The organism is Empedobacter brevis, from assembly GCF_965118635.1.
Classification (GTDB): domain Bacteria; phylum Bacteroidota; class Bacteroidia; order Flavobacteriales; family Weeksellaceae; genus Empedobacter; species Empedobacter brevis_A.
In genome coordinates, this window is the sequence record NZ_CBCPHV010000014.1 from 24,325 (window position 1) to 49,221 (window position 24,897).

General features: G+C 30.5%; 23 protein-coding genes and 1 tRNA gene. 16 read left to right on the plus strand and 8 right to left on the minus strand.

What is annotated here, in order from left to right; all coding sequences use genetic code 11:
- Positions 1-25 precede the first annotated feature (25 nt).
- Complete coding sequence (locus tag ACMHJW_RS13180) at positions 26-1,342, plus strand: Na+/H+ antiporter NhaC family protein (protein WP_413533876.1); 1,317 nt, start codon at positions 26-28, stop codon at positions 1,340-1,342.
- Positions 1,343-1,406: 64 nt separating this feature from the next.
- Entirely contained in the window at positions 1,407-2,600 is a 1,194-nt protein-coding gene (gene mnmA / locus ACMHJW_RS13185) for a tRNA 2-thiouridine(34) synthase MnmA (RefSeq protein WP_413533877.1), read from the plus strand.
- Between the two features lie 76 nt (positions 2,601-2,676).
- Here the strand turns inward: mnmA and ACMHJW_RS13190 are convergent, their stop codons facing one another.
- A complete protein-coding gene (locus tag ACMHJW_RS13190) occupies positions 2,677-3,447 on the minus strand; it encodes a CDGSH iron-sulfur domain-containing protein (RefSeq protein ID WP_413533878.1) in 771 nt (256 codons plus the stop codon).
- 160 nt (positions 3,448-3,607) lie between these two features.
- On the opposite strand from ACMHJW_RS13190, the gene ACMHJW_RS13195 reads away from it, so the two are divergent.
- Positions 3,608-4,087, plus strand: a complete 480-nt coding sequence (locus ACMHJW_RS13195; protein ID WP_413533879.1) for a GNAT family N-acetyltransferase — start codon at positions 3,608-3,610, stop codon at positions 4,085-4,087.
- A gap of 4 nt (positions 4,088-4,091) precedes the next feature.
- Here ACMHJW_RS13195 and ACMHJW_RS13200 read toward each other — a convergent pair whose 3' ends face one another.
- Positions 4,092-4,814: a YqjF family protein gene (locus tag ACMHJW_RS13200; protein WP_413533880.1), complete on the minus strand. Its 723-nt coding sequence runs from the start codon at positions 4,812-4,814 to the stop codon at positions 4,092-4,094.
- 90 nt (positions 4,815-4,904) lie between these two features.
- Between ACMHJW_RS13200 and ACMHJW_RS13205 the strand changes: the two genes are divergently transcribed.
- Positions 4,905-5,939: an alpha/beta hydrolase gene (locus ACMHJW_RS13205; protein ID WP_413533881.1), complete on the plus strand. Its 1,035-nt coding sequence runs from the start codon at positions 4,905-4,907 to the stop codon at positions 5,937-5,939.
- Here ACMHJW_RS13205 and ACMHJW_RS13210 read toward each other — a convergent pair.
- Positions 5,923-6,390: a flavodoxin family protein gene (locus ACMHJW_RS13210; protein WP_413533882.1), complete on the minus strand. Its 468-nt coding sequence runs from the start codon at positions 6,388-6,390 to the stop codon at positions 5,923-5,925. The two genes, ACMHJW_RS13205 and ACMHJW_RS13210, sit on opposite strands and share 17 nt — an antisense overlap.
- On the minus strand, positions 6,387-6,878 hold the full coding sequence (locus tag ACMHJW_RS13215) for a metallophosphoesterase family protein (RefSeq protein ID WP_413533883.1): 492 nt from the start codon (positions 6,876-6,878) through the stop codon (positions 6,387-6,389). The genes ACMHJW_RS13210 and ACMHJW_RS13215 overlap by 4 nt, the downstream gene beginning before the upstream one ends.
- A 34-nt stretch (positions 6,879-6,912) precedes the next feature.
- On the opposite strand from ACMHJW_RS13215, the gene truA reads away from it, so the two are divergent.
- The 4 genes from truA (at position 6,913) to ACMHJW_RS13235 (ending at position 10,995) form a co-directional block, all read left to right on the plus strand.
- Positions 6,913-7,668 carry a tRNA pseudouridine(38-40) synthase TruA gene (gene truA, locus ACMHJW_RS13220; RefSeq protein WP_413533884.1) on the plus strand — a complete coding sequence of 252 codons (756 nt, stop codon included), beginning with the start codon at positions 6,913-6,915 and terminating at the stop codon, positions 7,666-7,668.
- Positions 7,655-9,415 carry an ABC transporter ATP-binding protein gene (locus tag ACMHJW_RS13225; RefSeq protein ID WP_413533885.1) on the plus strand — a complete coding sequence of 587 codons (1,761 nt, stop codon included), beginning with the start codon at positions 7,655-7,657 and terminating at the stop codon, positions 9,413-9,415. The genes truA and ACMHJW_RS13225 overlap by 14 nt, the downstream gene beginning before the upstream one ends.
- Positions 9,416-9,492: 77 nt before the next feature.
- Complete coding sequence (locus tag ACMHJW_RS13230) at positions 9,493-9,909, plus strand: hypothetical protein (RefSeq protein ID WP_413533886.1); 417 nt, start codon at positions 9,493-9,495, stop codon at positions 9,907-9,909.
- Positions 9,910-10,044: 135 nt separating this feature from the next.
- Positions 10,045-10,995 carry a LysR substrate-binding domain-containing protein gene (locus ACMHJW_RS13235; protein ID WP_413533887.1) on the plus strand — a complete coding sequence of 317 codons (951 nt, stop codon included), beginning with the start codon at positions 10,045-10,047 and terminating at the stop codon, positions 10,993-10,995.
- Positions 10,996-11,055: 60 nt separating this feature from the next.
- Here the strand turns inward: ACMHJW_RS13235 and ACMHJW_RS13240 are convergent, their stop codons facing one another.
- On the minus strand, positions 11,056-12,174 hold the full coding sequence (locus tag ACMHJW_RS13240; RefSeq protein ID WP_413533888.1) for a calcium:proton antiporter: 1,119 nt from the start codon (positions 12,172-12,174) through the stop codon (positions 11,056-11,058).
- 165 nt (positions 12,175-12,339) lie between these two features.
- Here ACMHJW_RS13240 and ACMHJW_RS13245 point away from each other — a divergent pair, with 165 nt between their 5' ends.
- Positions 12,340-12,651, plus strand: a complete 312-nt coding sequence (locus ACMHJW_RS13245) for a DUF3817 domain-containing protein (protein ID WP_413533889.1) — start codon at positions 12,340-12,342, stop codon at positions 12,649-12,651.
- Between the two features lie 28 nt (positions 12,652-12,679).
- Here the strand turns inward: ACMHJW_RS13245 and ACMHJW_RS13250 are convergent, their stop codons facing one another.
- Together ACMHJW_RS13250 and ACMHJW_RS13255 are read right to left on the minus strand one after the other, a co-directional pair.
- Positions 12,680-12,985, minus strand: coding sequence for a helix-turn-helix domain-containing protein (locus ACMHJW_RS13250; protein WP_413533890.1), 306 nt, complete (start codon positions 12,983-12,985; stop codon positions 12,680-12,682).
- A 12-nt stretch (positions 12,986-12,997) separates the two neighbouring features.
- The gene (locus tag ACMHJW_RS13255) at positions 12,998-13,426 is read right to left on the minus strand and encodes a transposase (protein ID WP_413533891.1); all 429 of its coding nucleotides are present in this window, start codon (positions 13,424-13,426) and stop codon (positions 12,998-13,000) included.
- Positions 13,427-13,566: 140 nt separating this feature from the next.
- On the opposite strand from ACMHJW_RS13255, the gene fabV reads away from it, so the two are divergent.
- The 5 genes from fabV (at position 13,567) to ACMHJW_RS13280 (ending at position 19,735) form a co-directional block, all read left to right on the plus strand.
- On the plus strand, positions 13,567-14,766 hold the full coding sequence (fabV, locus tag ACMHJW_RS13260; protein ID WP_413533892.1) for an enoyl-ACP reductase FabV: 1,200 nt from the start codon (positions 13,567-13,569) through the stop codon (positions 14,764-14,766).
- Between the two features lie 307 nt (positions 14,767-15,073).
- Positions 15,074-16,483 carry an amino acid permease gene (locus tag ACMHJW_RS13265; RefSeq protein WP_413533893.1) on the plus strand — a complete coding sequence of 470 codons (1,410 nt, stop codon included), beginning with the start codon at positions 15,074-15,076 and terminating at the stop codon, positions 16,481-16,483.
- Between the two features lie 723 nt (positions 16,484-17,206).
- Positions 17,207-18,628, plus strand: coding sequence for a hypothetical protein (locus ACMHJW_RS13270; RefSeq protein WP_413533894.1), 1,422 nt, complete (start codon positions 17,207-17,209; stop codon positions 18,626-18,628).
- 241 nt (positions 18,629-18,869) lie between these two features.
- A complete protein-coding gene (locus tag ACMHJW_RS13275; protein ID WP_413533895.1) occupies positions 18,870-19,136 on the plus strand; it encodes an alpha/beta fold hydrolase in 267 nt (88 codons plus the stop codon).
- Positions 19,133-19,735 (plus strand): alpha/beta fold hydrolase, encoded by a 603-nt coding sequence (locus tag ACMHJW_RS13280; RefSeq protein ID WP_413533896.1) that lies wholly within the window; start codon positions 19,133-19,135, stop codon positions 19,733-19,735. The genes ACMHJW_RS13275 and ACMHJW_RS13280 overlap by 4 nt, the downstream gene beginning before the upstream one ends.
- A gap of 136 nt (positions 19,736-19,871) precedes the next feature.
- Here ACMHJW_RS13280 and ACMHJW_RS13285 read toward each other — a convergent pair.
- Positions 19,872-19,956: transfer RNA gene (locus ACMHJW_RS13285), tRNA-Ser, on the minus strand.
- 333 nt (positions 19,957-20,289) lie between these two features.
- Here ACMHJW_RS13285 and ACMHJW_RS13290 point away from each other — a divergent pair.
- Both ACMHJW_RS13290 and ACMHJW_RS13295 read left to right on the plus strand, forming a co-directional pair.
- A complete protein-coding gene (locus ACMHJW_RS13290; RefSeq protein WP_413533897.1) occupies positions 20,290-21,729 on the plus strand; it encodes a glyceraldehyde-3-phosphate dehydrogenase in 1,440 nt (479 codons plus the stop codon).
- Positions 21,730-21,909: 180 nt separating this feature from the next.
- A complete protein-coding gene (locus ACMHJW_RS13295) occupies positions 21,910-24,891 on the plus strand; it encodes a hypothetical protein (protein ID WP_413533898.1) in 2,982 nt (993 codons plus the stop codon).
- Positions 24,892-24,897: the final 6 nt, after the last annotated feature.

Here is a 24,897-nt window from a genome sequence, read left to right on the forward strand (position 1 = left end):
AATATTTTTCTGAATTTTTAATAATATGATCTTAAAAAAAGGAAATTTTTGGGCTTTACTACCCTTAATCATTTTCATACTTGTCTATTTTTCGACATCAATTTATTTGAACGATTTTTACTCAGTTCCAGCATTAGTTGTTTTTATGTTGGCATTGGTTATTGCATTTGTTCAATTTCCGAAAGTATCTTTTCATTCTAAAACTGAGGCTTTTTGTAGAAATGCGGGAGAAGAAACCATTGTCTTAATGATTTTAATATTTCTTCTTGCAGGTGCTTTCGGTAGTTTGGGTTCTACAATTGGAGCTGTAGAATCAACAGTTAATTTATTTTTAAATTATCTTCCATCTTCATTCATCGTAGCAGGTTTCTTTTTGTTGTCATGTTTTATTTCTACAGCTTTAGGAACATCTGTTGGTACAATTGTAACAGTTGCACCAATTGCGGTACAAATGGATAAAATGATTCCAGGTTCTATGCCTATTTTGTTAGGAGCTGTTGTAGGAGGAGCTATGTTTGGTGATAATTTATCATTTATTTCCGACACAACAATTGCTGCAACGCGAACACAAGAGGTTAGTATGAAATCTAAGTTTCAAACCAATTTTCGAATAGTAGTTCCAGCAGCTATCATTTCGGCAATTATCTATTTTTCACTTTCTCAACATTTTGATACAAGTAATTTTCAAGGGAAAAAATTAGATTTTGATTTAATTTTAGTAATACCTTATTTATTAGTTTTTGGATTTGCAATGTCAGGAATTAATGTAATCTGGGCTTTAATTGTAGGAATTCTATCTTTTCTTGGAATTGGTTTATTCTATTCAGGAATACCTTTATTAGAATTGGTAAGTTCGATTAATGAAGGTTTCAAAGGTATGTTTGAGTTAAGTATTATTTGTTTAATAATCGGAGGAATTGTTGGGATTATTCGTATCAACGGAGGATTAGATTTTATCATTTATCATTTAACAAAAAATATTAAAACAAAACGTCAAGCAGAAATTAGTATAGCCTCGCTTACAGCTTTGGCAAATGCTTGTTTGGCAAATAATACTATTACGATTTTAATTTGTGGAAAAATAGCAAAAGATATTTCTGATCACCATAATTTAGAAGGAAAACGAGTTGCAAGTATTTTAGATACAGTTTCGTGTTTTGTACAAGGTATTTTACCTTATGGAGCACAAGTTTTGGCAGCTGTAGCAGCAGCAAATGCAATTTCAAGTGCAACTAAAGTATCATCGATCGATGTATTATCTAACTTATATTATCCATTTTTAACAGGAATTAGTACTTTAATTTTTATCTTATTTTTTCAGCCAAAATCGACAAAAAAATAGATTGATGTATGATATTCATTCATCTAATATTATTTTATAACTTTGTAGACTGAAATTTTTTAAGATGAAAAGAGTTGTCGTAGGACTTTCTGGAGGAGTAGATTCAAGTGTTACAGCCTATTTGCTAAAAGAGCAAGGCTATGATGTAATCGGATTATTTATGCGTAATTGGAACGATGCATCGGTAACTTTGGAGGATGAATGTCCATGGATAGAAGATAGTGCAGACGCTTTGTTGGTAGCTGAAAAATTAGATATTCCTTTTCAAGTAATAGATATGTCTGATTCGTACAAAGAACGTATTGTAGATTATATGTTTAATGAATACGAACAAGGAAGAACACCAAATCCTGATGTGTTATGTAATAGAGAAATCAAGTTTGATTTGTTTTTGAAAACAGCTTTAGAACTTGGTGCAGATTATGTTGCAACAGGGCACTATGCACGAAAAACTTCTACAATTGATGAAAACGGAAAAGAGATTTTTCAATTGTTAAAAGGTAGCGATAACAATAAAGATCAATCATATTTCTTGTGTCAATTATCGCAAGATCAATTAAGCAAAGCATTATTCCCAATTGGAGATATAGAAAAGCCAGAAGTAAGAAGAATTGCAAAAGAACAAGATTTAGTTACTGCAAATAAAAAAGATTCGCAAGGTTTATGTTTTATTGGAAAAGTAAGTTTACCTGAATTTTTGCAACAACAATTAAAACCAAAAGAAGGTGTAATTGTAGAAATTCCGAAAGATTGGAATGGATATAAACGCGAAATTCCAACTTTTGCAAATAAATACGAAGCATTAGATTTCGAAGCAAAAGGTTTTTCATATAAACAAGAAGATGGCGATATTGTAGGTAAACACCAAGGTGCTCATTATTTTACTCGCGGTCAACGCAAAGGATTAGGAGTTGGAGGGAAAGTAGAACCTTTATTTATTATAGATACAGATGTAGAAACAAATGTTATTTATACTGGTCAAGGAGCTGATCATCCAGGTTTATTGAAAAAAGCATTGTTTATAAAAGAGGAAGAAGTACATTGGATTCGCGAAGATTTGACTTTAAAACCAGTCGAAACGATGGAAGTAATGGCGAGAATTCGTTATCGTCAACCTTTGCAAAAAGCGATTTTACATAAAGCTGAAAACGGAATGTATGTAGAGTTCGAAAATCCACAATCTGCAATTACAGAAGGACAATTCTGTGCTTGGTATATTGATGACGAACTTCTAGGTTCTGGTGTAATCAATAATTAAAATTATAAATTTTATTATATTCATTCATAAAACGCTCAAGATTTTCTTGAGCGTTTTTGTTTTTACCATGATTTTATTAGAAGACTTTACCATCAGTTTTTGGTTGTTTTGGTAAACCATCTTGAAACTTCATTGATGCATGTGTTCCATCACAAAAAGGTTTATTGGATGATTGACCGCATCTACAAATTGTTTGTCTATTACGGACTTCATAATATTCACCATTTGTACTTTTTATCGGAATTCCTCCCCATAAAGTATAAGGACCACTCAAATTATTTGCAGCATCTTCAATAATTCCAACAGAAGGAGTAGTATTTTCATCTTCGATTGGTTGATTGTTTTTATTCCAAACAATTAATCGTCCAGAAGGACAATGATGAGCCATTTCAATGGTTAAATCAACAGAATGCTGTGTAGAATCATCAACTTGATTCCAAATACGTTTTCCATTATCACAAAATCGCGCAAAAGCACATAGTTTTTCATCATCAGTAAGGGAAATAACAGGACCTTCAATAATTTCGGAAGTTAATAATTCAGGATTAAAAGTTGCTGTTTCAGATAAATCTACTCCATTTTCTTTTGCTTTTTCGTGCGATCCATCACAATATGGTTTGTGTTGAGATAATCCACAACGACAAAGATAAGTTTCATTTTTTGCTTCAAATTCCTCTCCTTCTTGGTAATTAACAGAAATTCCTTGTTGATTTGGAATGATAAATTGTTGAATAATTTTAGTTTTTCCGTGTAATAAATAAGGTCCATTTTTTGTCACTTCAATATAGATTCCTTCAGAATTTTGAGTTGTTCCGATTTGAATATTTAATTTATTTGGATTTTCCATAATGATAGATTTTAGATTGAAACTCACTACAATTTAAAAACCATTTTGGTTAGAATCATTTTAAATATTCGTCTTAATTCATTAAAATATAATAAATAACATTATATTTTATTGTGGGTTTTATAAAGTTTTGATTAATTTTAATTTGAAATAATAATTAATGCCAACAATTCAACTCAAATATACAGAAGTAAATCATCATGATGCTTTGTTGTACAATTTAACAGAAGAACAATTGCCTTTTACAGCGTTACCTATTCAAGCTTTTGAACGATTGGAGGAGAGAATAGATGATTATGCAAAACCAATTACAATTTTATTAAATGATAAACCAATTGGATTTTTTGTATTGGATTATGGTGATGATAAATTAGAATTGACAAAGAATGAAAATTCGTTATTAGTTCGTTCATTGTCAGTAAACCCAATTTATCAAGGAAAAGGTTACGGGAAAATAGCAATGAAATTGCTTGATAACTTTGTTAAAGAGAATTTTCCAACGATTAATGAATTAGTTTTAGCGGTTAACGTCAAAAATAAATCAGCTTACGATTTGTATTTAAAAACAGGTTATGTTGATGACGGTTCTCAACGCGAATGGTATAATGGACTTCAACATTTACTTAAGAAAAAACTTTAATTTTTTACAATCGTTCTTTTTCCCAAGCAACAACTTGAACTCCTTCTGAATAATGAATTAAATCTGGATGAGAATCAATTAGTAAATCATTTATTTGATAATCAATCTTCAGAAATTCTATTTCCAATTGATTAATTTTCCAAGGTAAATGTTGAATTTCGTAACGAAATAAATTGTTGTTTTCTTCTAAATATAAGCAATAACGCTCTGTCAAAAATAAATCTAAATCAGTTTTATGTTTCATTTCCATTCCTATATAGAAATCTGCTAAAAGAGAAAAATTTCGTTTAGGATGATTCGCTTTATAAGAATTTTCTGTTCTATTCGTCTCTGATTTTTCGTAAGGCAAACCCGATAATGCTTTTGCAATAATTGCAGACAATAATTTTCCAGCTTCTATTGACAAAAAATAAACGCCAGGTTTCCCATCTTTTGTAACATAAGTTCTCAAATTTATTTCATCAAAGTCAGAAATAGGAGGAAAAGAAGGTAAAAAACGAGGTCGAATTTTTTCCATTGTAAAAGCAACAAGTGAAACCCAAGCAGAACCATTTATTTCATCAATCTCTAAATCTTTTGGAACTAATTCTCTCAAAACTTTAGTATCGATTTTATAATGAAAAAACAAAGCATTATTCCATTCTTGATAATATCTCCATGGTTTTGTTGGATAATCCCAATCACGATGTTTTGTTTCTCCTAAAATTTGTTTGGTAGTATATTTCATTTAAAAACCTTGTTAAACTTTTGATTGAAGGTACTAAATTTATTGCGAAATAGTGAAAAAAGTAGTTACTTCGTATACCAATTTTATCATATGAAAAACGTTTTTTATATCGTGATGATTAGTTTATTAACATCTTGTGCAGCAATTCATAATGTGCCTACTTCACAAAATCCTAATAATTTTATTCAACCAAATACAACAAGTTCATTTGTTGATCAAAATGGGAATTTTTATCCAGATAATTGGTTAAAAACTTTTGGTAAACCACCAGGAAATGCAAGCAGAAAGGAATATTCATTAATGAAAATTGCTACAGAAAATAATTTTCAAAATAAGTTAACTACTTATGAAGATTTGCGTCTAAAAAATATAGAAAAACGTGTTAAAAATAAAAAACGTGTGATCATTTTTATACATGGAATTGATAATGATTATTTGTTTAGTTTAAAAAATTACAATAAAGCCAAAACTTACATGAATATTAATTCATCGCAAGATGAGGTAATTAATTTTTATTGGGACGGTTTGGTGAATGAAAGTCTTTTCGGAGCTGCAAAAGTTTGGGTAAGCGCAACGACAAATAGTCAAATGGCAGGAGTTTTTGGACTTCGTAGAATATTAAATGTTATTCATAATAAAGATATTTATTTAATTTCTCACAGTCGCGGAGCTTCGGTTGTTCTAAGCGCATTGGTAAATCCTTCGTTGAGAGGAAGTGAAATAAAACGCGCTGAAAATGCACATCATGTCGATTTTACAAATGCAAAAGAATTGTTAGAAAATAACAATAAAATTTACAGTATAATGTTAGCTCCTGCAATTGGGAAAATAGATTTTATCTTGGATAATAACCAATTAAAAACCTTTACTCCACAATTGCAACGTATGCATATCACAATAAATGATACGGATTATGTTTTAGGAAAAGGAAAAATCGGTTTTTTATCTAGAAATTTGATTGCGACAGATTTTGGCTACAAAAAAGATTTGTATGATGAACTTTCCAAAACATATACTTTTTTAGATGAAACAGATTTTTCTGGACAAGATTCTCACGAATTCAGAGAATATATCACAAATCCTAAGTTTATTTCTATCTTGAAAAAATTTAAATTGGCGAAGTAAAAAACGTATCATTTTGTTTCAAATAATGTTTTCCTTCAAGATAGTCGATGTGCAGATAATTCATCGTATTTTCGAACGGAAGGAAAAAATTATCTTGCAAATTGTTTCCGTTTGATATCGTAATTACTTTACCTTTTTTGCCCATTAATTTGCGTCCAGTTTTTTCTTGAGAACCAATTAAATCAGTTAATCGATCGAAAAATATTTTCATCAAACTGCTCATTGAATACCAATAAACTGGAGTTGCAAAAATAATTTCGTCAAATTCTATCATTTGGTTGATAATATCTAAAAATTGATCTTGATCCGAATAAGTTTCATTGTAGTTATAAAGTTCAATTGTGTAATCAATCAATTCGATAGAGGTTGCTTCAGGATAAAGTTCCTGAATCAATTTTGTTGTATTCCCATTTTTGTTATGAGAACCATTTATGATAATTTGTTTATTCATTTCTTAAATTCAATTACTTCTAAATTTTCAATTTTTCCTGCATTTAATTCAAAACGCAACATGGTACGCGTTTTCTGAAAACCATGTTTACCAATAGCGCCAGGATTCATATGAATTAAGCCCAATTGTTTATCTGGCATTACTTTCAAAATATGAGAATGTCCGCAAATAAATAATTTCGGAGGATTCTCTGTGATTTCTTTTCGGATTGCAGGATTATATTTTCCCGGATAACCGCCAATATGTGTCATCCAAACATCAACACCTTCCAATGTAAATCGGTTGTTGAGCGGGAATTCAGCTCTTGCTTTATGATCATCAATATTTCCATAAACAGCGCGCAATGGTTTTATTGCGGCTAATTTATCGGTTACAGAAATATCTCCAATATCACCAGCGTGCCAAATTTCGTCTGCTTCTTTCGCATATTCCAAAATTCTATCATCTATATAAGAATGCGTGTCCGAAAGTAAAAGAATTTTCTTCAAAAGGTTGTATTTTTGTTGCTCAAATTTACAACAATTGCGATATTTTTTAGAATTAGCATATAACGGGAAAAATTATTTTGGTTATCAAATTCAACCGAATCAAATTTCGGTCCAAGAAGTTATTGAAGATCGATTGTCAAAAATACTAAGAAAAGAAATTTCTATTGTCGGAGCAGGGCGAACAGATTCTGGTGTTCATGCAAAAAAAATGTTTGTACATTTCGATTATGAAGAAGAATTACCTGCCGATTTAATTAAAAAATTAAATTCTTTTTTACCGAAAGATATAGCTGTTTATCGTTTATTTTTGATGGATGATGAAGCACATGCACGTTTTGATGCAACTTCTCGTTCATACAATTATTTTATTTCACCTTTCAAAGATCCTTTTGCTTTTGATAACGCTTGGATTTTTAATCGAGAATTGGATGTTGATAAAATGAATGAAGCCGCAAAATTATTAATTAAGCAAGGAGATTTCGGAAGTTTTGCTAAATTACATACCGATGTGAAAACAAATATTTGTGATGTAAGAGAAGCTTTTTGGCGAAAAAATGAAAACGGACAATTGGTTTTTAAAATAACGGCCGATCGTTTTTTGCGAAACATGGTGCGCGCAATTGTTGGAACATTGGTTGAAGTGGGATTAGGAAAAATTTCTATCCACGATTTTGAAGAAATTATTGAACAAAAACAACGTTCTTCTGCAGGAGCTTCGGCGCCAGCACATGGATTGTATTTGGTAGATGTTCAATATCCAAAAGAATTATTTAAAAATGAGTTCAAATAACGAAAATACATCGTTTGATTTTAATGGATTAAAACGTGTTTTACAAATCGGTGCGCAAAGCAAAGTCATGTTTTGGTCGGTGATTTTTGTCGCGATTTTTAGTGCATGTTTTTCTGTTTATCGTCCGTATTTAACCGGAAATATCATCGATGATTATATTCAGACGAAAGATTTACCAGGACTTCAAATGCAAATTATAAAATTGGCATTGGTATTGGTTTTTGAAGGGCTTTTATCATTTTTTATGGTTTATTTAGCGAATGTTGTTGCACAGCGAGTTATTCGTTTGTTGCGAGTTCGTTTGTATAATCATTTGATAAAATTTAAACTTGGTTATTTCGATAAAACGCCAAATGGAGTTTTGGTAACGCGTTCGGTTTCTGATGTAGAAACAATTGCCGAAGTTTTCAATGACGGAATATTAGTGATGTTAGGCGATGTATTAAAAATCGTTTTCATCGTTTTTGTAATGTATTGGATGAATTGGGTTCTCGCAACAGTTGTCATTGTGATTCTTCCATTGATGATGATTATTACGCGTTTGTTCCAAAAAGCATTGAAAAATGTTTACCAAGAAGAACGTACACTTGTCGCGAAGTTGAATACATTTGTTCAAGAACGATTAACGGGGATGAATATCATTCAAGTTTTCAATCGTCAGAAAGCAGAATACAATAAATTCGTTTCAATTAATAATGATTTAAAGAAAAACTATTTAAAAACGGTTTTCTATTTTTCACTTTTATTTCCAGTAGTTGATATTATTTCGGCTTTAGCAACAGGAAGTTTAATTTGGTTTGGAGGATTGAGAACGGCTGTTTATGGAGATGTTTCGGTAGGAGATCTGATTGCTTTTACACAATATGTTACCTTATTAACAGCGCCAATGCGTGCAATAGCAGAACGTTTCAATACAATTCAACGGGGTTTAGTTGGTGCAGATCGTGTTTTCAAAATTTTGGATGATGATCAAACATTACCAGATAAAGGAACCATTAAACTAGAACATGTAAAAGGAAAAATCGATTTTGAAGAGGTAAAATTTTCTTATGTTCCGAATAATTTGGTATTAAAAGGAATTTCTTTTTCTACAGAACCAGGAGAAAAAATTGCAATTGTAGGAGCAACTGGAGCAGGAAAATCAACGATTATTAATTTATTAAGTCGTTTTTATGATATCGATTCTGGAACAATAAAAATAGATGATGTTAATATTTATGATTTAGATTTGAAAAATCTTCGTCATCACGTTGCAGTTGTCTTGCAAGATGTTTTCTTATTTAATACTACAATTTATGATAATATTGTTCTAGGAAATAAAAAGATTTCTTTGGAAGAAGTTCAAAAAGCAGCAAAAATTATTGGAATCGATAACTTCATTACATCATTGCCAAAGGGTTATTATAGTGAAGTAAACGAACGTGGAGCAACACTTTCTGTTGGTCAACGTCAGTTGATTTCATTTTTGAGAGCATATATTTACAATCCAGCAATTTTGGTCTTGGACGAAGCAACTTCATCAATAGATACAGAATCGGAAGAATTAATTCAGAAAGCAACAGATAAGCTAACACAAGGCAGAACTTCTATTATAATTGCGCATCGTTTAGCAACGATTCAAAATGCAGATAAAATTATTGTGATGGATAATGGAATGATTGTTGAGCAAGGAACTCATAGCGAACTATTGTCAAAAGAAGGTTATTATGCCAATTTGTATGAGGTTCAATTTTCGAAAGAAAATTAAAAAAATAACAAAAATAAATCGTTAGATTTGTTTAAATTGAACAATCAAAAATATTAACTTTAAAACTCTAATTCAAAATGAAAAAATTATTTTTAACTGCTGCAGTATTAGGTGTAGTCTCTTTAACTTCTTGTAAATCAGAACAAGATAAAGTAGATGCAAAAGTAGAAAATGCTCAAGAAAATTTATCTAATACAGTAGAAGAGCAAGTAGAAGCAGGTAAAGAAACAATGGATCAAATCTCTGATGTTGCAAAAGATTTACCAACTTTTTCAGATCCAAAAGTTACAGAATTTGTTGGAAAATACAACAAATGGGCTGCTGATATGAAATTAGCTGCAACAGCTGGTGATGCAAACAAATTAGCAGAATTGACTAAACAATCAGTAGATTTTCAAAAAGAATTACAAGGTTTTACTCAAACTTTAAAACCTGAAGATGCTAAAAAATTACAAGATTGGACAGCTGAAGTTCAAAAACAATTAAACAAATAATTAAATTTATATTTAATGTTAGCTCGAATTTATTCGAGCTTTTTTTATGGATTAAATTATGATTAATGATATAGATTGATAATATAATAATGTATATCTTTATCACAAAAATTTATAGATATCAATTTTTAATATATGACATTAGTACAATTACAATATGTGCTTGCAGTGGCTGAGCATAAGAACTTTACAATTGCTGCTGATAAATCCTTTGTAACTCAACCAACACTGAGTATGCAAATTCAGAAATTGGAAAAAGAATTAAATATTGATATTTTCGATAGGACATCACATCCAATAAAAATCACTCAAATAGGGGAGAAAATTGTTGCGCAAGCAAAAACAATTTTAATGGAAGCGAATCGTATGAAACATTTAGTAAACGAAGAAAAAGGTTTATTAGAAGGTGATTTTGTTATTGGTGTTATCCCTACTGTTTTACCTTCTTTGGTACCATTGTTTTATAAAACGTTTCAAAAAAATAATCCGAAATCAAATCTGATTATTAAAGAATTGCAAACGGATAAAATTGTAAAAGGAATAAAAGACGGCTCATTAGATTTTGGAATTGTGGTTTCGCCACTTTATGAAGATCAAATTGTCGAAAAACCGCTTTATTACGAACCGTTAGTAGCTTATGTACCAAGTGGACATCGCTTGGCTGATAAAGAAAAAATAAATGAAGAGGATTTAAATACTTCTGATTTATTGATTTTACAAGAAGGACATTGTTTCAGAAATAATGTTTTAGCTTTATGCGATACATCTAACTTTAAAAATCGTCCAATCAAATTAGATTCTGGTAGTTTTGAAGCTTTGGTAAAATTAGCAAATGATGGTTATGGAATGACGTTGCTGCCTGCTTTGGTTGCAGATGATTTACCACAAGAGTACAAAAAATATGTCAAAAACTTTCAGTCGCCAGTACCAACGCGAGAAGTTTCATTGATTTTCCATCAATCACAATTAAGAGATTCTTTCGAAAAAGAATTAATTAATACAATTCAAAGTATTTTGAGAGGAAAAATATTCCTTGAAAAGGATCAAAAATTAGATTCAAATATGGTTTCTTTACCAAAAAAATAAAAACAAAAAAACGACTCAAAATTTAATTTTGAGTCGTTTTTTTATAGATTTTAAAATTCTTTACGGTACTATAGTGGTAAATAAATATGTTGCAAAAAGTGTTAATAAAACAATCCCTTGCTGAATATTTGATCGACCTGAATTTAGTGATAAATAGACGGTAAACAAAGATAATACTAATAGGATAGACGATTTTGCATCAATCCCTAAAGTTACTTGTAAACCTGTGAAATAACATACAATAGCTACCGCAGGAATTGTTAATCCAATTGAAGCCAATGCTGATCCTAAAGCTAAATTAAGACTTGTTTGTAAGCGGTCTTGCTTAGCTGCTTTATAAGCTGCTAAACCTTCTGGCATTAATATAACTCCTGCGATTATGATTCCCACTAATGATTTCGGTGCTCCTAAATCCATTACTATTGTTTCAATTGTTGGAGATAGTTTTTTTGATAATAATACAACAGCACATAATGCTACCAATAATAAAACTAAACTAGAAATTGTAGTAAGAAGATTTGGTTTTTTTACATATAATTCTGACGTTACATTGTCCTTACTGTTTTCTGGTAAGAAATAATCTCGATGACGAATCGTTTGCACAGAAATAAATCCTCCATATAAGATTAATGAAATTATAGCAACAAAGACTAATTGACTTGATGAAAATTCTCCCTCTTTTTCAGAAGTTAAAAAGTTTGGTAAAACCAACGTTAAAATAGAAATTGCAACTAAAGTGATGAGTGCTGTTGAAACACCTTGTTTAATGAAATTTTGTTCTCTATAGCGAACTCCTCCAGCTAATAAACAAATCCCGATTATTCCCGTTAAGATAATCATCACTGCAGCAAACACTGTATCTCGTGCAAGAACGGAAGGTAATCCTGTAGGTTCGGACATCATCAAGGAAACGATTAACGAAACTTCAATAATTGTAATCGCTAATGCTAGGATAATGGTCCCGAAAGGTTCGCCAACTTTATGCGCAACAACTTCAGCATGATGTACTGCTGCTAGAACTGCAGAAATTAAAATGATTCCTAAGACACCTGAAAACCATGGTTGATCTTTAAATCCTTCGGCAATAGTTAATGAAAAAATGGCAAGAATAGGACAGATGATTGTCCAATATGGTAAAGCTAAATTGAATTTTTTTGAAATAAAATTATCTACATGCATTAATAATGAGGTTTTTGGATTTTTACAAATTTAATAAATAATATTGATAATATTTACATGTAATTATCATAAATAGTAATAATTATTTGACTTTAATTATAAAAATAAACTTTTTAACTAATGATTATCATACGTCTACTATCAATAAAAAATTAAATTTGTAAAATGTTAAATGTATCTGACGAAAAGTTAAAGAAATGGTTTAGCACATCATGTGTTTGGGAAACGATAAGTTGTGCGATTTTATTTTTGATAGCAATGCCTATTAAATATCAATTTGATTATGTATTACCAATGCCATTTGCTGGATGCTTTCATGGTTTTTGGTTCACTGCTTATTTAGTTTTACTTTTCAAAGTCAAAAATATATACAAATGGAATGATGAAGATTTTATCATCTATATCATGTATGCATTTATTCCATTCGCTACATTAGCTGTACACAAAGTGATAAAAGAAGATAAAAATAATGCATAAAAAAAGCTTCGTAAAGAAGCTTTTTTTATTAAAAATCATAAATTTTTCGCCACTTAGCGACAGTATTTCTACTGATTTTAAATTCATTAGCTATGAATGTATTCGTGTAATTATTCTTTTTCTGAATGTTCAAGATCTTAAAAATCGAATCTAAATCATAAGATTTGTGTTTCTGATTTTCAGTTGTCTTTTTTGCATTCAAAATTTCAGAAATTTTTATAACATCCAAAGTGTCCATTTCTTTAGTAAGAAGTTTTTTGGTTTGTTGAATTTTTTCTGGAAATTTTCTTTCAATAATGTCTTGGTAAATTTTTTGGTAGTTTGGTTTTTGCATAAAGAGTAAGATTTAGTTTTGAGGTAGGTATTTCTTTATCCAATTATGGATAGTATTTTTAGGTATATTGTATTTGTTAGAGATTTCTTGTATTTTCAATTTTTCATTTGTGTATAAATCCAACACAAAATCTATAATTTCTTTTGTATATACATTTTTGCGGTAATTAGGTAAAGCAGATTTTTTGGAAGTTTCCGTTTTTGCAGGATTTTTACCTAGCGGAGCATATAATATAATATGTTGCGTATAAATTCTGAAAAAATCATATTCTAATAACTTCGACCATTTTAATAAATCGTCTGTTAATATGCTTTTACTTTTGTATTGATTTTTTATTTCGCTTTCTGTGTAGGTTTTAAAGAAAGCTATTATTCTAGATATATCAATATCTAATTCATCAACTCTTTTTTTGATCAAAGAGCCTATGTGAATATTTTTCATAGGTAGTAGGTTTAGTAGTAATTGTAAAAGTAATAAAAAAGAATATAATTTTCCTAAAATATTCTTCATATTCTGATCAAAAAAGAAGGTTTCGCTATATAGAATTTATTTTATAATTTTATGCGACTAAATAAAGTATAATGATTATTCAACCAAGAACAAGAGGTTTTATTTGTATTACTACTCATCCAGAGGGAACTGCAAAAAATGTTCATAACCAAATCGAGTACGTAAAATCAAAAAATATTTCAGCCGAAGGACCAAAAAAAGTATTGGTAATTGGAGCTTCGACAGGTTTTGGTCTGTCATCTCGTATTACAGCTGCTTTCGGATATAATGCAGCAACAATAGGAGTTTTCTTTGAAAAACCAGCTGCACCTAGAAAACCTGGAACTGCAGGTTGGTACAACACTGCTGCTTTTGAGAAAGAAGCGCACGAAGCAGGTTTATATGCAAAAAGCATTAATGGTGATGCTTTCTCTGATGAAATAAAACAACAAACGATTGATTTAATCAAGAAAGATTTAGGTCAAGTTGATTTAGTTGTATATAGTTTAGCATCTCCACGTCGCACGCATCCTAAAACAGGAGTTGCGCATTCATCGGTTTTAAAACCAATTGGAGAACCATTTACAAATAAAACAGTAGATTTCCATACTGCAGATGTAACTGAAATTACAATTAATCCAATCGAATCTCAAGATGATATTGAAAACACAATAGCCGTAATGGGAGGAGAGGATTGGAAATTTTGGATGGAAGATTTGAAAGCAGCTGGCGTTTTAGCAGAAGGTGTAAAAACTGTTGCTTACTCATATATTGGACCAGAATTAACGCATAGAATCTACAAAGACGGAACTATCGGAATGGCTAAAAATGATTTAGAAAAAACAGTTCCTGTTTTGAATGAATTATTAGCTGATTTGAATGGTGTTTCTTATGTTTCTGTAAACAAAGCATTAGTTACACAATCTAGTTCTGCAATCCCTGTTGTACCATTATATGTTTCATTGTTATACAAAGTAATGAAAGATAAAGGTATTCACGAAGGAACAATTGAGCAAATACAACGTTTATTCGAAGAACGTTTATACACAAAAAATGGAGAAGTTCCGTTAGACGAGAATGGACGTATTCGTATTGACGATTTAGAAATGCGTGAAGATGTACAAAAAGAAGTTGATGATTTATGGAAAATTGTAACATCTGAAAATATCAACGAAATTTCTGATATCAAAGGTTATCGTGATGAGTTTTTCCAATTATTTGGATTCAATTATGATGAAATCGATTATGATGCAGAAACTGACGAATTGGTAACCGTTCCAAGTATTTCTTAGAAATAATATTTTCTATAATATCAAACCTCGAAATCTATTTCGAGGTTTTTTTATGTCAAAAAAAATAAACTTAATAAAATATTATTCATGAATAATTAACTTTAAGAGTTTTATATTGTTAATAAATAAAGATGATTTATAGAAATTCTGTAAAATTCCATTCAAAAATCATTGCTTATTTACATTATTTTTAGTTTTTAAGTTTTCTTTTAGAAATATATCCAAAAATGGTAAGATTTATTTTTCGTTTTCTTAAAAAATACATTAAACACATTACATTTCGCCAACTTTTAACACATGTATTTTTATGTCAATTTGGAAAATTAAACCATTAGCGAAATTAATAGAAGATTCGCAAGAAACAGAAGGTGGTTTAAAAAGATCTCTTTCTTCTGGAGCTTTGGTTGCTTTGGGAATCGGTGCAATTATCGGAGCAGGATTATTTAGTTTAACAGGAATTGCAGCAGCAGATCATGCTGGTCCAGCAGTTACTTTATCATTTGTTTTAGCAGCTATAGGTTGTGCTTTTGCGGGCTTATGTTACGCAGAATTTGCTTCCATGATTCCTGTTGCAGGAAGTGCTTATACCTATTCTTATGCAACAATGGGAGAATTTGTAGCTTGGATTATTGGTTGGGATTTAGTTTTAGAATATGCTTTAGCGGCTGCAACTGTAAGTGTAAGTTGGTCTGCTTATGTAGATAAATTTTTGCAACAAATAAATATTCATTTACCTCAAGAATTATTACATGCGCCAGCAGATGGAGGATTAATTAATTTACCTGCAATACTTATTGTGTGTTTATTGTCTTTAGTATTAATAAGAGGAACGAAAGAATCTGCGGTGATAAATAACATTCTAGTCATTTTAAAAGTAACAGTTGTTATAGTGTTTATTATTTTGGGTTGGAGTCATATTAACCCAGAAAATCATATTCCATTTATTCCTAAAAATATTCCAGGAACTCAATTTGGAGGAATGCCTGGAATTGCAGCAGGAGCAGCAGTAGTCTTTTTTGCTTTTGTAGGTTTTGATGCGGTTTCTACAGCGGCACAAGAAGCAAAAAATCCACAGAAAGGAATGCCGATTGGAATTTTAGGATCTTTAGTGATTTGTACGATTTTGTATGTATTATTTTCGTGGGTAATGACAGGTTTAGTTCCTTACGAAACATTCAAAGGAGATGCTTCTCCTGCAGCAACAGCTTTTGCTGTAACAGGTTATACATTTTTACAAAGTGTACTTATTTTAGCGATTATTGCGGGATATACATCTGTAATATTAGTAATGTTGTTAGGACAAAGTCGTGTATTTTATAGCATGAGTAATGATGGGTTATTGCCTTCTTTTTTCTCAGATGTTCACAAAAAATTTCATACACCTTGGAAAACGAATTTATTCTTTTTGGTATTTGTAAGTATTTTCGCAGGATTTGTTCCAATCAAAGATTTAGGACATATGGTAAGTATCGGAACTCTGTTTGCATTTACTCTGGTATGTATTGGAATAATTGTTATGCGTAAAAAAATGCCAAATGCAGAGCGTAAGTTTAAAGTTCCATTTGTTCCATTAGTTCCAATTTTAGGAATTATTGTTTGCGTTTATTTGATGACATCATTAACAATGGAAAGTTGGTGGAGACTTTTAATTTGGTTAGTAATTGGAATTTGTATTTACTTTTTCTATGGTAAAAAACATAGTAAAGTAGATGGTTAGAAATAATAATTAAGTTTTTAAAATCCTTTTTTCTTTTAGAAAAAGGATTTTTTTTACTGAAATCACAAAAGCTTCAAATATTTATTTGAAGCTTTTGTGATTATTAAGGGAATTAAGTCGAATACTTAAGTTTTCGATTTGGCTTTTATATAAATACAATTTTAGTTTACTAATACTTGAAATTTATAAAATCTTCTACATATATTCTATAACCATTACATCATAGCCTTTATCCTGCCATTATCCTGCCTTTATCTAGGGAATATCCTGCCAATATCTATTCATCTAATCCATCCTAAAATAACTATACATGTTTTTAATAAATCCTATTATAGTTTTTGTATATCTTTTTTTATTTTATGATTTTAAATGCACAACATTTGGAGTTAAATAATCACAACTTGCATGTGATCTAAATTCTTTATATGATTTAATGCAATTAATAACTTTAATCTTTGGTTGGTCAAAACCTAATGCACTATCATGTAGGTTGTAATCCATTCTAAAATTCCTTTAATTCTTTCTGTTATTGCATTTCTTGAGGACCACCTTTTCGGTCATACTTGTAGCTGACCATTCCTATGACGCGTTATGTTGTTTAAATTTAGTGAGGCTTCAAATCAATTCATCTTACTAGAAATGTGAATTCACCCTCAAAAATTACAGTTTAAACTGTAATTAGTTTAAAGTCAGTTTTATATGTATTTTATTGTATATTTAAAAATGAAAAACTTTCTCACAGTCCTATTAACAACAATCTTTCTTATTCAATCCTGCGGAAACGGAGCAGAAAAGAGAACAACGAAAACCAATTCGACTAACGAAATTTGGAAAGTCAATGAAAAGGATTATTCCCTTACAATAGAACTGTTGGATAGCGTGCAATACTATGTAGAAAAAGCAAACTCCAACTACAAACCTGATAAAATTAAGAAAATAACTGATTTTGCAACAGCAAAGAAAATGCTGGAAGGTGTTGTTGAATTTAGTGAAAACGAACACTACATCGGGTTAAGAAGAATTCTTTTTAGGAATGGAGAAGTTTATATTGACCGATATGAGGAAGAAGTTTTTTCCGCTTATTATCCTATAGAAGATATTATTACGTTTGTGGGCGGGCACGAAACTGATGTAAGTTATAACCTGAAAAATGGACAGCGAACAGAAGAAACAGGAAATCCCGACTATATCGTAACTTCGCCCAATAAGAAATTTCGCTTAAACGGTTTTTTTGACGGACAGGAATGTGTTTCTTATTCCATACAAAAAAGAATAGATGGTACGTTTCAAAATGTCATCTCGTTGAATAGTGCATTTATTCGAAACGACCGTATCAATCTTTGTCAATTGAAAGAAGCATATTGGACAGACGACAATACATTATTTGTTGCAGAACAGTTATATTACAATGGAGATGCTACTGTAAAAACAAAATACTACAAAGTTTCTTTAGTCAAAGCTGATAAGCCAATAATTGAAAAACGAACACCTTTTCAATCCAAAAATCCTGAAGATTTCATTCCTGACGGATATGTGATTGGCAAATTTGGAGGAGGAACTTTTGCGGAAGATTGGAAAAAAATAAAAGGAGATTTGAACAAAGACGGTTTGGAGGACCTTGTAATCCTTATTAAAGGAACGGATAAAGATAAAATTGTCAAAGACGAGCATAACGATAAATTGGACAAAAACCGTAGAGGTATTATTATTTTGTTCAACAAAGGAGATTATTACGAGTTAGCACTCCAAAACTACGATTGCTTTTCGTCTGAAAACGAAGATGGAGGTGTGTATTTTCCTCCTGAACTGTACTTTGAAATTAAAAAGGGAAATTTGTATATCAATTATGCTCATGGAAGGTACGGTTATTGGGGGTATACATTCAGATACCAAAACAGAGATTTTGAATTGATAGGTTATGACAGAAGTAGCCACAGAGGTCCGATAACAGAAAGTGATATTAGCATTAACTTCCTGACCCAAAAATTAAAACAAAGAGAAAATATCAATGAAAATGTTCAGCGTGACGGAGATGAAATTTTTAAAGAAACCAAACAGAACATCAACGTAAAAGAACTTGTTAGGTTATCCGAAATAAGAGATTTTGATGATATTGACGAGGATAAATTATATACCGTTAAATAAAATGAAAAAACATTCTGAAAATCATATCCAGAATTCATAATCAGAATTAAAGATAAAACTAGATGGAGAATGGACTGTCTTAAATGATTGAGGCAACAATAACTTATTTTCAGCAGTAAAACTGATAAAGATTAAAAAAGAAATTTTAAATAATAGAATCCCTTTCAGCGAAAAGTGAGGGATTCAAAGCTATTTAATGTATGATAAACTGATTACTAAATAATGTGTAAAATTTTAATAGATGAAAAATAGTCCAAATTGGTTAGATAAAGAAGAATATCCGTTTATTTCAAAATTTATGAAGGTAGATGGTCAAAATATACATTATATAGATGAAGGGAAAGGAAATGTATTACTTTTTATTCATGGTACTCTTTCTTGGTCCTTTGAATATAGAAAATTAATAAAATCATTGTCAAAGACTCACAGATGTATCGCGTATGATCATATTGGATTTGGTTTATCAGATAAACCACAAGAGTATGATTATTCTATAAAAAACATTTGAGTAACTTAAACGAGTTTATTGGTAATTTAAAGTTGACTGATATTACATTAATTCTACATGATTTTGGTGGGCCGATAGGATTATCGTATGCTGTTGAAAACGTATCAAATATTGTTAAAATTGTTGCTTTTAATACATGGGCATGGAGTAATACTGGTGAGCGAGAATTTGAGAAGATGAAACCTTTTTTAAAGAGTGCAATCTTACCTTTTTTATACAAAAGACTAAATTTTTCTCCTAAGTTTTTACTTCCTGAAATGTTTGGTAAAAAGTATAAGCTACTTAGTTCTATTAAAAAGCATTATGTATTGCCGTTTGAAAATTCAAAGATGCGTAATGGAACTTTGGGGTTTGCTAAATCATTACTTAATGAACAGGATTTTCTTTTTGCTTTAGAAGAGAAATTGTCTAATATTCAAACTATACCTACTTTGTTAATTTGGGGAGAAGAGGATAGTATTATGACTTTGGAACATAGGGGTAAATTTCAATCAAAATTTGACATTATTGAAGTAGTAAATTTAAAAAACTGTGGTCACTTTCCGCAAGAAGAAGATCCAAAAGTAGTAATTAAACACATGCAAGAATTTGTAAAATAATTTGAGAATTATCTAAAAATAAAAAAAATCCTGCAAACTATTAATTTTGCGGGATTTGTCTATTTTTAGTGACTTTTTCAAAAACTGAAGTGATTGTAAATAAAAAAAGCTCCAAACATTTGTTTGAAGCTTTCAGCGGAGAGTGAGGGATTCGAACCCCCGGAGGTGTGACCCTCAACAGTTTTCAAGACTGCCGCATTCGACCACTCTGCCAACTCTCCAATAACGCTGTTTATTGCGGTATTGCGAGTGCAAATATAGAACGCTTTTTCGAATTACCAAATATTTTTTTATTCACAAATAAACAACGAAAACGTTTTCGTAATAAGTTGTAAAGCTGAATTTTTATTTCAAGTAATTGAATTTAAGTAGTATAAATTTAATTTAATAAAAGATAAAATTTTATAAATTAAGTTTACCTCCTCTATTTTTCTATGAAAATACTTTCATTTTAATGACAATAATTAGTTTTTGCAAAAAAAATGTACGAAATCGTTATAATTGTTTATTTTTGCCAAGAATTAAGTAAATAAACACAAATAAACATTTATTAAATGAACCACTCTTCTTATGATGAACAACTTGCATCTTTTAATGAACTAAGTAAAAAAGTTGTAGAATTCATTAAAATTGTTTCTGATTTATGGTATGATCAATCTGTAGAATTGGTTATTTTCCGCAATCAATTAGTTGATAAAAACGTTAGTGACATTATAAATCTACATCAGTATGCTGAAGAATTTGTAGAAAAAAAGATTTCTATTGATGATACTTTAGCGATTGCTAAAGCGATTGCTAAGGCAAATCTGCCAGCTTCTAGACTTGATGTTGGAAAATTGGCAAAGGAATATATTTCTGGAAACTACAGTTCAGCAGAAGCTTTTGTTGAAGAGAAATTAGGCGTTAGCAAAAATGTAAAAAATGTCGAACCAAAGGATGTTGTATTATATGGTTTTGGTCGAATCGGACGTTTATTAGCTCGTGAATTAGCTTCTCAAATGGGAAAAGGTCAACAATTGAGATTACGTGCTATTGTTACACGTGATAAAAACGATCCTGTTTTATTAGACAAAAGAGCCTCTTTATTACGTCACGATTCTGTTCATGGTGATTTTGACGGAAATGTTGTCGTTGATTACGAAAATAATGCATTAATCATCAATGGTGTTTCTGTTTATATGATTTCTGCTGCACAGCCAGAAGATATTGATTATACAGCTTACGGAATTAATAATGCTTTAGTTATTGATAACACAGGTGTTTTTAAAGATGAGGAAGCTTTATCTCGTCATTTAAAATCTGTTGGAGTAGATAAAGTTTTATTAACTGCTCCAGGAAAAGGTGTTCCAAATATTGTTTATGGTGTTAATCATGAAGAATATAATCCTGAACAAGTAAATATTTTCTCTGCTGCTTCTTGTACTACGAATGCAATTACTCCTATTCTAAAAGTTGTTGAAGATAATTTAGGTGTTGTAAAAGGACATTTAGAGACTATTCACGCCTATACAAATGATCAAAATTTAGTCGATAATATGCACAAAAAATACCGTAGAGGACGTGCAGCTGCATTGAATATGGTAATTACTGAAACTGGTGCTGGTAGTGCAGTTGCAAAAGCTTTACCAAGTTTATCAGGAAAATTAACTTCGAATGCAATACGTGTTCCAGTTCCTAATGGATCTTTGGTTGTTTTGAATTTAGAAGTTGCAAAAGAGACTTCTGTGGAGGATGTTAATAACATTATGAAAAATGCTGCATTAAATGGCGAATTGGTAGAACAAATTAAATATTCATTGAATAATGAATTAGTTTCTTCTGATATCGTTGGAACAACTGCTCCATCTATTTTTGATAGTAATGCAACAATTGTTTCTGCTGATGGTAAAAACGTGGTATTGTACGTATGGTACGACAACGAATATGGATATAGTCACCAAGTAATGCGTTTAGCAAAACATATTGCTGGTGTTAGAAGATACACATACTATTAATAGTATTTTTTCCCTTTATTTAAAATTAATCCACTAGCTTAATAGTTAGTGGGTTTTTTTTTGTAACTTATTCGTTTAAAAACAGATATAATAAATATATGTATTAGATTTGTTAATGTTATATTAATACTATCTATAAAAATTAACATTATTTTTGAAAAAACTAAAAACATTATATTTATGAAGAAACTTTACTTTAGATCATCCTTATTAACATTATTGTTATCAGGATTTGCATTTGGACAAGGTTCTGAAACCTTTGAAAGTCAAAATGTTTTAAATGCATCATATGCCGATAATTCATTTGATGGTGAAACAGATGGTATTAAATGGTACTATGTTAGTGCTCGTGATGAAGGTAGTTTTCCTATTACATCAAAAGGAATAATGCTAAGAGATAAAACACATACCTTAGAAGCTACAATTCCTAATGGAATTGGAAAGTTAACTTTTGATGCGAGAAAAGCTTTTACTGGAGGTAGCAATAATAGAAAGATTGAAATTTTAGTAGATAATGAAGTTGTCTTTACAACACCAACATTTGGAGCACCACAAACAGATACTACTATTCACAATTTTGAAGTAGAAATAAATAAAGCAGGTACTTCTACTTTAACTTTTAGAAATGCAGGACCACAAATAACATTAGATAATATTTCTTGGACAGGATATGAAATTGTTACAAATCAACCTCCTGTTGTTTCTTCTAAAACATTAACAGGTACATATGGTGTATTATTATCTGACGGAAATTTAACTGCAACAAACAATCCTACATCTTGGACACAAACGGGAACTTTACCTTTAGGAATAACTTTTGACAATGGTGTGTTCTCAGGAACACCAGAGCAAGTAGGTACATTTGCAGCACAAGTTACTGCTACAAATGAACACGGCACTTCTGATGCGGCAAACATAACATTTGAAATAGCAAAAGCTGATCAAACTGTTAATTATACTTTTGATAATTTAACTCAAAACCAAGGAACTACTTTTTCTGATTTACCATCTCAAACAGAACAAGGAGTTGCAATTGTTTATACTTCTAAAGACAACTCAATCGTTTCGACAAATGGAAATACGTTGTCATTAGATGGAATTGGTTCTACTACTATTACGGCAACTGCATTAAGTAATGATAATTATAACGAATTCAGTACAACTTTTAATGTTTCTGTAGCGGACCCAAATGCAACGTATTGTTTTGAAGAGACATTTGATGGATTAGAAGGTAACAGTACAAATGGGAATGGATCTGCGAAAGCATGGAAAGGAAATGATAATTTCCCTGAAGATAATTTAGTTAGTGTTTACCAAGCCGGAGAAGCTGTAAAATTAGGAACTAGTTCAAAAATTGGTTCACTTACCTCTAAAAAATTAGACCAAATATCAGGCAATGTAACAGTTTCTTTTGATGTAAAAGGTTGGACAACTGTTGAAGGAAGTGTTAATGTTACGCTAGGTTCAGAAACTAAAAATGTTAAGTACACAGCAAAAATGACTGATGATTTTGAAAATGCAACTGTAAGTTTTGAAAACGTAGCTGCTGGTTCTACTTTAAAATTAGAAACTTCTGCAAAAAGAGCTTTTATTGATAATGTTAGAGTGCTATGTTCAACTGGAGACAGCTCTACAACTTGGGATGGTACAGCTTGGTCTAACGGAACACCAGATCTTACAAAAGATGCTATTCTGAATGCAGCACCTGGAACAAGTTTTTCTGCAAAATCTTTAACAATTAAAGGCGATGTAATAATTCCTGCTGGAATTACAATTACTGTAGAAAATGAAGTGAAAAATGAAAATGATTTCACATTCAAATTCGAACATGGTGCATATTTAATTCAAAATAACGATAATGCAATCAATACTGGTTTAGCTACTTTCGAGCGTAAATCTACTCCTATCTATCGTTTAGAAAATATGACATGGTCTTCACCTGTTATTGGACAAAATATTCTTGAAATTTCTCCATCTACATTAAAAAATCGTTTTGCTAGATTCTTAGAATCAACAAACGATTGGTCTGAAAATGTAACAGCCAATGACAACTTTAAAACAGGAGAAGTAATTGCTTTTAGAGCTCCAAATGATTTTAACAACTATGGCGAAGGAGATGCTAAAGTATTCGAAGGTTCATTCAAAGGACAATTATTTAACGGAGAAGTATCAATTCCAGTTACTAAAACTTCTAAAGGAAATAATGCTGTAGGAAATCCTTATGCTTCGCCAATTAATTTAGATGCTTTAATTGCTGCTAATACTACTGTAGGAATAAATTCTGTTTATGTATGGACACATTCAAAACCTATTGTGGAAGGAGCTTACCAAGGTTCTAACTGGATTATCTATAATGGAACAGGTTGGAATGATAATACTATAACTTCAAAAAACATTGATATTGCACAAGGATTTATTGTAAAAGTTGCAAACGCTGGAGATTTATTACTTAATAACACTATGCGTACAACTGCTAACGATGGTATTCATTACAGACAACAAAAAGATAAATATTGGCTAAGCTTATCAAATAATCAAGCTAAAATTAATTCGTCTTTAATTGGGTATGTAAATGGATCTACAAATAAATTTGATCAGAATTTCGATGCTCAACCATTTGATAACAAAGCTGAAGGGTTATATTCTGTTTTAAATAATGAGTTATTTGCGATACAAGGGCGTGGAGATTTCAACAACGAAGATTCTTTTGACTTAGCTTACAATGTAAAAAAAGCAGGAACTTATCAAATTAATTTAGAACAATTTGAAGGTGTTTTCGAAGCACAAAACATCTATTTGGTTGACAAAAAATTAAATAAAGTAGTTAATTTAAACGAATTAAAAACTTATTCTTTTGAAACAGAAGCAGGTGAAATTAAAGATCGTTTTGCTGTAAATTATCAAAACAGAACATTATCAACAAATGATTTATCTAAAAAAGGATTAGTCGTTTATGCTCAAAATAAACAAATCTCAATTTCATCTCAAGAAGCTATAAAATCAATCAAATTAGTTGATATTTCGGGAAGACAATTACAACAAATTCAAAACTTGAATACTAAATCTTATGTTGTTAATTTGAATCTTGCACCTCAAATTATTGTCGTTGTAATTGAAACAGCTGATGGTAAAACTGAATCTAAAAAAGTAATTTTAAAATAATTGAAC

Bases quoted from the DNA above. Each gene is read 5' to 3' on its own strand.
- ACMHJW_RS13180 (WP_413533876.1), top strand. From the start codon at position 26: ATGATCTTAAAAAAAGGAAATTTTTGGGCTTTACTACCCTTAATCATT.
- mnmA (WP_413533877.1), top strand. From the start codon at position 1,407: ATGAAAAGAGTTGTCGTAGGACTTTCTGGAGGAGTAGATTCAAGTGTT.
- ACMHJW_RS13190 (WP_413533878.1), bottom strand. From the start codon at position 3,447: ATGGAAAATCCAAATAAATTAAATATTCAAATCGGAACAACTCAAAAT.
- ACMHJW_RS13195 (WP_413533879.1), top strand. From the start codon at position 3,608: ATGCCAACAATTCAACTCAAATATACAGAAGTAAATCATCATGATGCT.
- ACMHJW_RS13200 (WP_413533880.1), bottom strand. From the start codon at position 4,814: ATGAAATATACTACCAAACAAATTTTAGGAGAAACAAAACATCGTGAT.
- ACMHJW_RS13205 (WP_413533881.1), top strand. From the start codon at position 4,905: ATGAAAAACGTTTTTTATATCGTGATGATTAGTTTATTAACATCTTGT.
- ACMHJW_RS13210 (WP_413533882.1), bottom strand. From the start codon at position 6,390: ATGAATAAACAAATTATCATAAATGGTTCTCATAACAAAAATGGGAAT.
- ACMHJW_RS13225 (WP_413533885.1), top strand. From the start codon at position 7,655: ATGAGTTCAAATAACGAAAATACATCGTTTGATTTTAATGGATTAAAA.
- ACMHJW_RS13230 (WP_413533886.1), top strand. From the start codon at position 9,493: ATGAAAAAATTATTTTTAACTGCTGCAGTATTAGGTGTAGTCTCTTTA.
- ACMHJW_RS13235 (WP_413533887.1), top strand. From the start codon at position 10,045: ATGACATTAGTACAATTACAATATGTGCTTGCAGTGGCTGAGCATAAG.
- ACMHJW_RS13240 (WP_413533888.1), bottom strand. From the start codon at position 12,174: ATGCATGTAGATAATTTTATTTCAAAAAAATTCAATTTAGCTTTACCA.
- ACMHJW_RS13245 (WP_413533889.1), top strand. From the start codon at position 12,340: ATGTTAAATGTATCTGACGAAAAGTTAAAGAAATGGTTTAGCACATCA.
- ACMHJW_RS13250 (WP_413533890.1), bottom strand. From the start codon at position 12,985: ATGCAAAAACCAAACTACCAAAAAATTTACCAAGACATTATTGAAAGA.
- ACMHJW_RS13255 (WP_413533891.1), bottom strand. From the start codon at position 13,426: ATGAAAAATATTCACATAGGCTCTTTGATCAAAAAAAGAGTTGATGAA.
- fabV (WP_413533892.1), top strand. From the start codon at position 13,567: ATGATTATTCAACCAAGAACAAGAGGTTTTATTTGTATTACTACTCAT.
- ACMHJW_RS13265 (WP_413533893.1), top strand. From the start codon at position 15,074: ATGTCAATTTGGAAAATTAAACCATTAGCGAAATTAATAGAAGATTCG.
- ACMHJW_RS13270 (WP_413533894.1), top strand. From the start codon at position 17,207: ATGAAAAACTTTCTCACAGTCCTATTAACAACAATCTTTCTTATTCAA.
- ACMHJW_RS13275 (WP_413533895.1), top strand. From the start codon at position 18,870: ATGAAAAATAGTCCAAATTGGTTAGATAAAGAAGAATATCCGTTTATT.
- ACMHJW_RS13290 (WP_413533897.1), top strand. From the start codon at position 20,290: ATGAACCACTCTTCTTATGATGAACAACTTGCATCTTTTAATGAACTA.
- ACMHJW_RS13295 (WP_413533898.1), top strand. From the start codon at position 21,910: ATGAAGAAACTTTACTTTAGATCATCCTTATTAACATTATTGTTATCA.